Annotated in this window: 6 protein-coding genes and 1 rRNA gene; 2 read left to right on the top strand and 5 right to left on the bottom strand. The window is 43.6% G+C overall.

Going from position 1 to position 6,167, the window contains the following annotated elements:
• The 4 genes from prfC to A3763_RS11330 form a co-directional block, all read right to left on the bottom strand.
• On the bottom strand, window positions 1–803 hold an 803-nt coding region (gene prfC / locus A3763_RS11345), incomplete at its 3' end, for a peptide chain release factor 3 (RefSeq protein WP_068760035.1).
• A 107-nt stretch (window positions 804–910) separates the two neighbouring features.
• Window positions 911–1,372 carry a ribosomal protein S18-alanine N-acetyltransferase gene (gene rimI, locus A3763_RS11340; RefSeq protein WP_082880447.1) on the bottom strand — a complete coding sequence of 154 codons (462 nt, stop codon included), beginning with the start codon at window positions 1,370–1,372 and terminating at the stop codon, window positions 911–913.
• 1 nt (window position 1,373) lies between these two features.
• The gene (locus A3763_RS11335; RefSeq protein ID WP_068516424.1) at window positions 1,374–2,204 is read right to left on the bottom strand and encodes a hypothetical protein; all 831 of its coding nucleotides are present in this window, start codon (window positions 2,202–2,204) and stop codon (window positions 1,374–1,376) included.
• 5 nt (window positions 2,205–2,209) lie between these two features.
• Window positions 2,210–3,757: a 2-isopropylmalate synthase gene (locus A3763_RS11330; protein ID WP_068516426.1), complete on the bottom strand. Its 1,548-nt coding sequence runs from the start codon at window positions 3,755–3,757 to the stop codon at window positions 2,210–2,212.
• 322 nt (window positions 3,758–4,079) lie between these two features.
• On the opposite strand from A3763_RS11330, the gene A3763_RS11325 reads away from it, so the two are divergent.
• On the top strand, window positions 4,080–5,075 hold the full coding sequence (locus A3763_RS11325; protein WP_068516429.1) for a putative solute-binding protein: 996 nt from the start codon (window positions 4,080–4,082) through the stop codon (window positions 5,073–5,075).
• A gap of 103 nt (window positions 5,076–5,178) precedes the next feature.
• Entirely contained in the window at window positions 5,179–5,739 is a 561-nt protein-coding gene (locus A3763_RS11320; RefSeq protein WP_197475491.1) for an acyl-CoA thioesterase, read from the top strand.
• Between the two features lie 260 nt (window positions 5,740–5,999).
• Here A3763_RS11320 and rrf read toward each other — a convergent pair.
• A 5S ribosomal RNA gene (gene rrf / locus A3763_RS11315) occupies window positions 6,000–6,114 on the bottom strand.
• Between the last annotated feature and the right edge of the window lie 53 nt (window positions 6,115–6,167).

The raw sequence follows: 6,167 nt of genomic DNA, 5'->3' as shown, positions 1-6,167 counted from the left end.
CCTTCAAGCATATGGTCTACACCAAAATTACCCAGAGCGGTACCGAAGTACACCGGCGTCAGTTCGCCTGCTAAAAATAGCTCATGATCAAACTCGTGCGATGCACCTTTAACTAATTCAATTTCATCTCTAAGTTCTTCTGCATAATGCCCAATCGCCTCTTCCAGCTCTGGATTATCGAGACCTTTTATTACTCTTGAATCCTGAATCTGATGACCTTGCCCCGTCTGATAAAGGACTGTCTCATCCTTATATAAGTGATAAACACCTTTAAACTCTTTACCCATGCCAATAGGCCAGGTGATTGGTGCACACGCAATCTTTAGAACGTCTTCCACTTCGTCCATTAACTCTATCGGATCTCTAATATCCCTATCGAGCTTATTCATAAAGGTTACAATAGGCGTGTCACGAAGACGCGTAACCTCCATTAATTTGATTGTACGTTCCTCTACACCTTTGGCTGAATCAATCACCATCAAACTAGAGTCAACCGCAGTTAAGGTTCGATAAGTATCTTCCGAGAAATCTTCGTGCCCCGGCGTATCAAGCAAATTAACCAGACATTTATTAAATGGAAACTGCATCACCGAGGTCGTTACCGAGATACCACGCTCCTTTTCCATTTCCATCCAATCAGACTTTGCATGCTGACCGCTTTTCTTCCCTTTCACGGTACCGGCTTTTTGAATCGCCGCGCCAAATAACAGGACTTTTTCAGTAATGGTGGTCTTACCCGCATCAGGGTGAGAAATAATCGCAAAGGTTCTACGCGTGGAGATTTCATCTGTTATTTGTGACATTAAGAATACTTACCTTAAGATTTCGGCATGCCAGTCCGAAAACCAGCCTTAATAAAAATTTCTGTGATTATAAACGTCTGAGTATTTTTTCGCAGCAAGAGAAAAATTTAGACTTGAAGGTCGACCGATAACTCTAGTGTCATTAATACGGCATTTTCTTTTCCTTGAGCAGCAGGATAATAATTTGGTCTCACACCAACCTCATTAAATCCTTCAGAGAAATATAAGTCGATTGCCTGGCGATTCGACTCTCTGACCTCAAGAAAAAATACATTTGCTTGCTTCTGTATCGCTTTAGATACCGTGTATTGAAGAAGCTTTCGACCAAAGCCTTTTCTCGCATATGCAGGATCAATGCATATATTCAGCAAGTGCGCTTCATCCAATACATATGAAACAAAAGCATAACCAATAAGCACCCCTGCCCGCTCTACGCCAAAACAGTCATCTTTGCCTAGAGAGGTCTCGAGCATTTTTTGACTCCAGGGTAAAGGGTAGGCTCGTCTTTCAATATTTAAGACCGCGTCTAAATCTGCTTTACATAAGTCTCGAAAGGAAATTGAAGTCAACTTACTCACCAAAGTAAGCACACAATTCTACCCAGGTGTCTGACTTGCGCTGCGGGAAACGAAGCATGTCGGCCAGGGAATGACTAAAAACGTTAAAGCTAAGAGCGGGTCTGGATGAAACTAGCTCGGCGTAGAATTTCTTCAGCTGCGGATACGCCGCCCCAAAATACAGAACACTCTTTACATCTTCAGCACAATGGGAGTTGATCCAACTTGCCAGCAGAACAGGTAAATCCCCCCCTTGCTTACTTTGCAAGTTAAGAGAGCGGAACACCGGCCAACTGAACAGCTGTTGGAATTCTGGCTTATCATGCAGGTCATGCATGCCTGCTTTTGATTTAATTATATTTTTTAGCAGAGTCAGCTCTACTGGATGACTTGCCGGTTCCAAAGACTCAGAAATTATCAAACCATGACTGGTTCTATATAGAACCAGAGAAAAACTATCTAAGGCGCGATCACCAGATAATGAAGGCAAAGCACTAATATCAACACCTTCAGAATCTGACTGCTGTCTTCCTACAGGTGCTCGCGACTCAAGACTCTCTTGAACCGGTTCCTCAGCACCGTTAGGACGAAGCCCACCCGCTTTAAGAATATCCATGGCAGAGTGAGCTCTCTCTACTGCAGCCAAACTCTCAGTAACATTGCGCTCTGGCGCAACTGAATCCTGCGGAGCATGCTTTAACTCTGACTCACCAAAATCTGTTATCGCGGGCTGAAAGAGGACCGTTTCAGGCGTCAGCGCAGCTCCGGAAAGCTTTGTTCGGGCATACCACTGGTGAACCCCCATCGCACAGAGGTGCGACTGCCTATCGGATAGCGCCAACATACTACTTATACATCGCCTTGCGGGTGCTGCCGTGGATCGTGACGTTCAAGTAAATTAAGCGCATGCAAATAAGCCTTTGTAGAAGCAATGACAATATCGGTATCTGCACCTAAACCATTTACAATACGCCCGTCTTTCTCTAGCCGAACCGTTACCTCCCCTTGAGAGTCGGTTCCACTTGTGATGCTATTTACAGAATATAATTGCTGCGCAGCACCCGAGTTAACTATCTTCTCGATTGCCTTATAGGTTGCATCAACCGGGCCACTACCGTCTGACTCAGCAGACTTTTCCTCTCCATCGACGAGCAAAGTAACCTTTGAGACAGGCACAACACCTGTCTCGGAACACACTGACAAACAAACCAAGGAATAGAGATCGACCTGATCTAGAGATTTAGTCGAACTTACCAATGCATGCAGATCCTCATCAAATATCTCGTGTTTTTTATCTGCCAATTCTTTAAATGCTGCAAACGCCTGATTTAACTCAGTCTCAGACTCCAATGAAATTCCAAGCTCTTCTATTCTGGAACGAAATGCATTTCTGCCAGAGTGTTTACCTAGAACCAGACTATTAGTATGCCAGCCAACATCTTGAGCCTTCATAATTTCGTAAGTTTCTCGATGCTTCAATATACCATCCTGGTGAATGCCAGACTCATGCGCAAACGCATTTGCACCAACAATTGCTTTATTTGGCTGAACCGGGAAGCCGGTAATCGTCGACACTAACCGCGAGCAAGGCACGATCTGTGTAGAGTCGATATTTGTCGATAGGTCAAACAAGTCAGATCGTGTACGAACTGCCATTACAACCTCTTCCAAAGAAGCATTTCCGGCTCGCTCACCCAATCCGTTAATAGTACATTCAATCTGGCGTGCACCATTGGTTACCGCAGACAAAGAGTTTGCAACAGCTAAGCCGAGATCATTGTGACAATGAACCGAGAAAATAGCTTTGTCTGAATTTGGAATTCGCTCGATAAGGTTTTTTATGGTTTCACCAAACTGCTCGGGAATCGCATAGCCCACCGTATCCGGGATATTTATTGTGGAAGCACCAGCATTAATCGCTTGCTCTATAATACGACAAAGAAAATCCAACTCTGAACGACCAGCATCTTCACATGAAAACTCGACATCATCTGTATAGCTTCGCGCTCTTTTTACTGCTCGCACAGCTTGCTCGACAACTGCATCTGGCTCCATTTGAAGCTTATACTTCATATGGATCGGGGAGGTTGCTATAAAGGTGTGAATACGCGACGCATTTGCTCCTCTTAAAGCTTCAGCAGCACGATCGATATCCTTATCCAATGCCCTGGATAGAGAACATATTCGAGAATCTACTATTGTATCAGCGATAGATTTAACCGACTCAAAGTCGCCCGGACTTGCAATCGCAAACCCCGCTTCAATAACATCAACACGCATCTTCTCAAGTGCACGAGCAATTCTCAATTTCTCTGCCTTGGTCATCGATGCACCGGGGCTTTGCTCGCCATCTCGTAGGGTCGTATCAAAGATAACAAGCTTATTTTTATCGGACATTCGCCGTGCTCCTAAATCAATATCCTAAAGAGTTTATCTAAGCTAATACAATACATTGCAGCTTATTAAATCAAACCGCTAACTATAGCGACAAGACCTAAGTTAAACAATGCTCAGTCAGTAAGAATTCACGTTATTTCGATATCTCTACAGAGTAGCGAGCCTATAGAGTGTCTAGAGTAAACAACCTAGTAAACTATCATATGCTCGATATTGCGAATTGGTCTATCAAATAAAGCAAAGACCATTGAACTTCTCGCGATTATAGACGAAAATTCGCGCTTCGCTTTGAACTTGTAATTTTAATTGGGGATACGTCAAGATGACGGCACAGAAAATACTATTTACCGCAGTAATTTTTCTTTTTAGTACGCTAGCGTCAGCGCTAGAAAAGAAAACAATTTGTACATGGGATCCAGTAGGGAAGAACGGCCCAGTAATGACTTTCTATTCAGATTTAAAGCCAAAAGCTATCGCATGGGGTTTAGATCTTGAGTTTATCGCTTATACCGATGAAAAAGTTGCTGCTAACGACTTCAAAGCTGGTGTATGTGACGGCGCTCACTTGAGTGCAATCCTATCACGTCAATTTGTTCCTTTCGCAGGGACACTTGATGCAATTGGCGGTATCACTTCCGACTCTGGTCTTGGTAAAATTCTTGCTACTCTTGCAAGCCCTAAGGCTGGCAAAATCATGACAAACGGTCAATATGAAGCAGTTGCTGCATGGCCTGTTGGCTCTATGTTCGCGTTCGTAAACGATAAGAACATCAATACAGTTGCAGACTTCAGCGGCAAGAAGATTTCAGTTCTTAATGAAGACCCACAGACTCACAAGCTTGCTAACATGGCCGGCGCATCACCTGTAGGCACTTCTTTGGCAACGTTCTCTGGCCAGTTCAACAACGGCAACATTGATATCCTTTTCATGCCAGCACTAGCTTACAACACTTTTGAGCTATACCACGGCCTTGGCGACAAAGGTGGCATTCTTGACTACCGTCTATATTACGGCATGCTTCAAACAATCACCAAGAAAGACAACTTCCCAGCAGACTTTGGTAACAAAATGCGTAAATACGTTGTTGGCCGCTTGAAAGCTATCAATAAACTAGTTGCTGATGCCGAAAAAGAAATACCAGCTAAGTACTGGATCAAAACTAACGAAGAGACTAAAAAAGAGCTAGTTAAGTTTAGCCGTGACATTCGTCTAGCACTTAAAGCTGAAGGTAAAATGGACCCTAAAGCGCTCAAGCTGCTTTGGAAAATCCGTTGTGCTGAAAACCCATCTGCAAGTGAGTGTGCAACTCCTGAATAGGCTAATAGCTTAGCAGATTATAAAAAGGCTCCTTTTAAGGGGCCTTTTTTATTATCAGTGCTTCTCTTTAGGTCTACAATAGCACCATTAGAGGAGCAAACTTATGTCTGACATTCAATATGGCACTAATGAGCCAGTAATATTCACTATGCTAATGACACCTGAAATGGCTAACTTTTCAGGTAACGTACACGGCGGCGCACTATTAAAGCTACTAGACCGGGTCGCTTATACCTGCGCATCACGCTATAGCGGCCATTACGCCGTCACCCTTTCTGTAGACCAAGTTAACTTTCGCCAACCGATTAAAATTGGCGAACTCGTCACCTTTTTATCTTCTGTAAACTACGTCGGACGCACGTCAATGGAAGTAGGCGTCAAAGTCGTTGCTGAAGATATTCACTCTCACGAGAAGCGCCATACCAACAGCTGCTATTTTACTATGGTAGCAATGGGTGAGGATGGAAAGCCCACAGAAGTTCCGCCACTCGACTTTAAAGCAGATAAGCAAAAACAGCGCTATATTGCAGCAAAAGTAAGAAGGGAGCTTCGTAAAGAACATGATCTGCGGCTGAAAGAGATTCACGATAAGTGGATCAGTAATACGGAACATATGACTGAAGAGCAGATCAACGTAGAGTTCGAGAAATACCGGCAAAGCTAAATACCATGCCGGTATAAAAACTCTGTTTTACGCGTGTTGCTTACAACAGCCAGCGTGAACACCTACATAATAAGCAGCGGCACCTGATTTACTTACTAACACGGTCAGATAGTAGCAAGTTTAATTCAGAGCTATAACTATTAACAAAAAACCCTTGAAGACGTATATCTCCAAGGTTTTTTCATATTTTTTCTAAATTTGCCTTTTCACCAGACAATAAAAAACCCCAGTAGGACGACCTACTGGGGTTTCTAATAGAAGCCTGACGATGACCTACTCTCACATGGGACCTCCCACACTACCATCGGCGATGCTTCGTTTCACTTCTGAGTTCGGGATGGGATCAGGTGGTTCCAAAGCTCTATGGTCGTCAGGCAAAACTTCGGTTGCTGATACTTCATCAACAACACTTAATTCTGCGTCTTTAA

The sequence above is a fragment of the Oleiphilus sp. HI0128 genome, from assembly GCF_001635365.1.
Note: the sequence above shows the minus strand (reverse complement) of the source record. Positions and strands in the feature narration are given on the sequence as shown.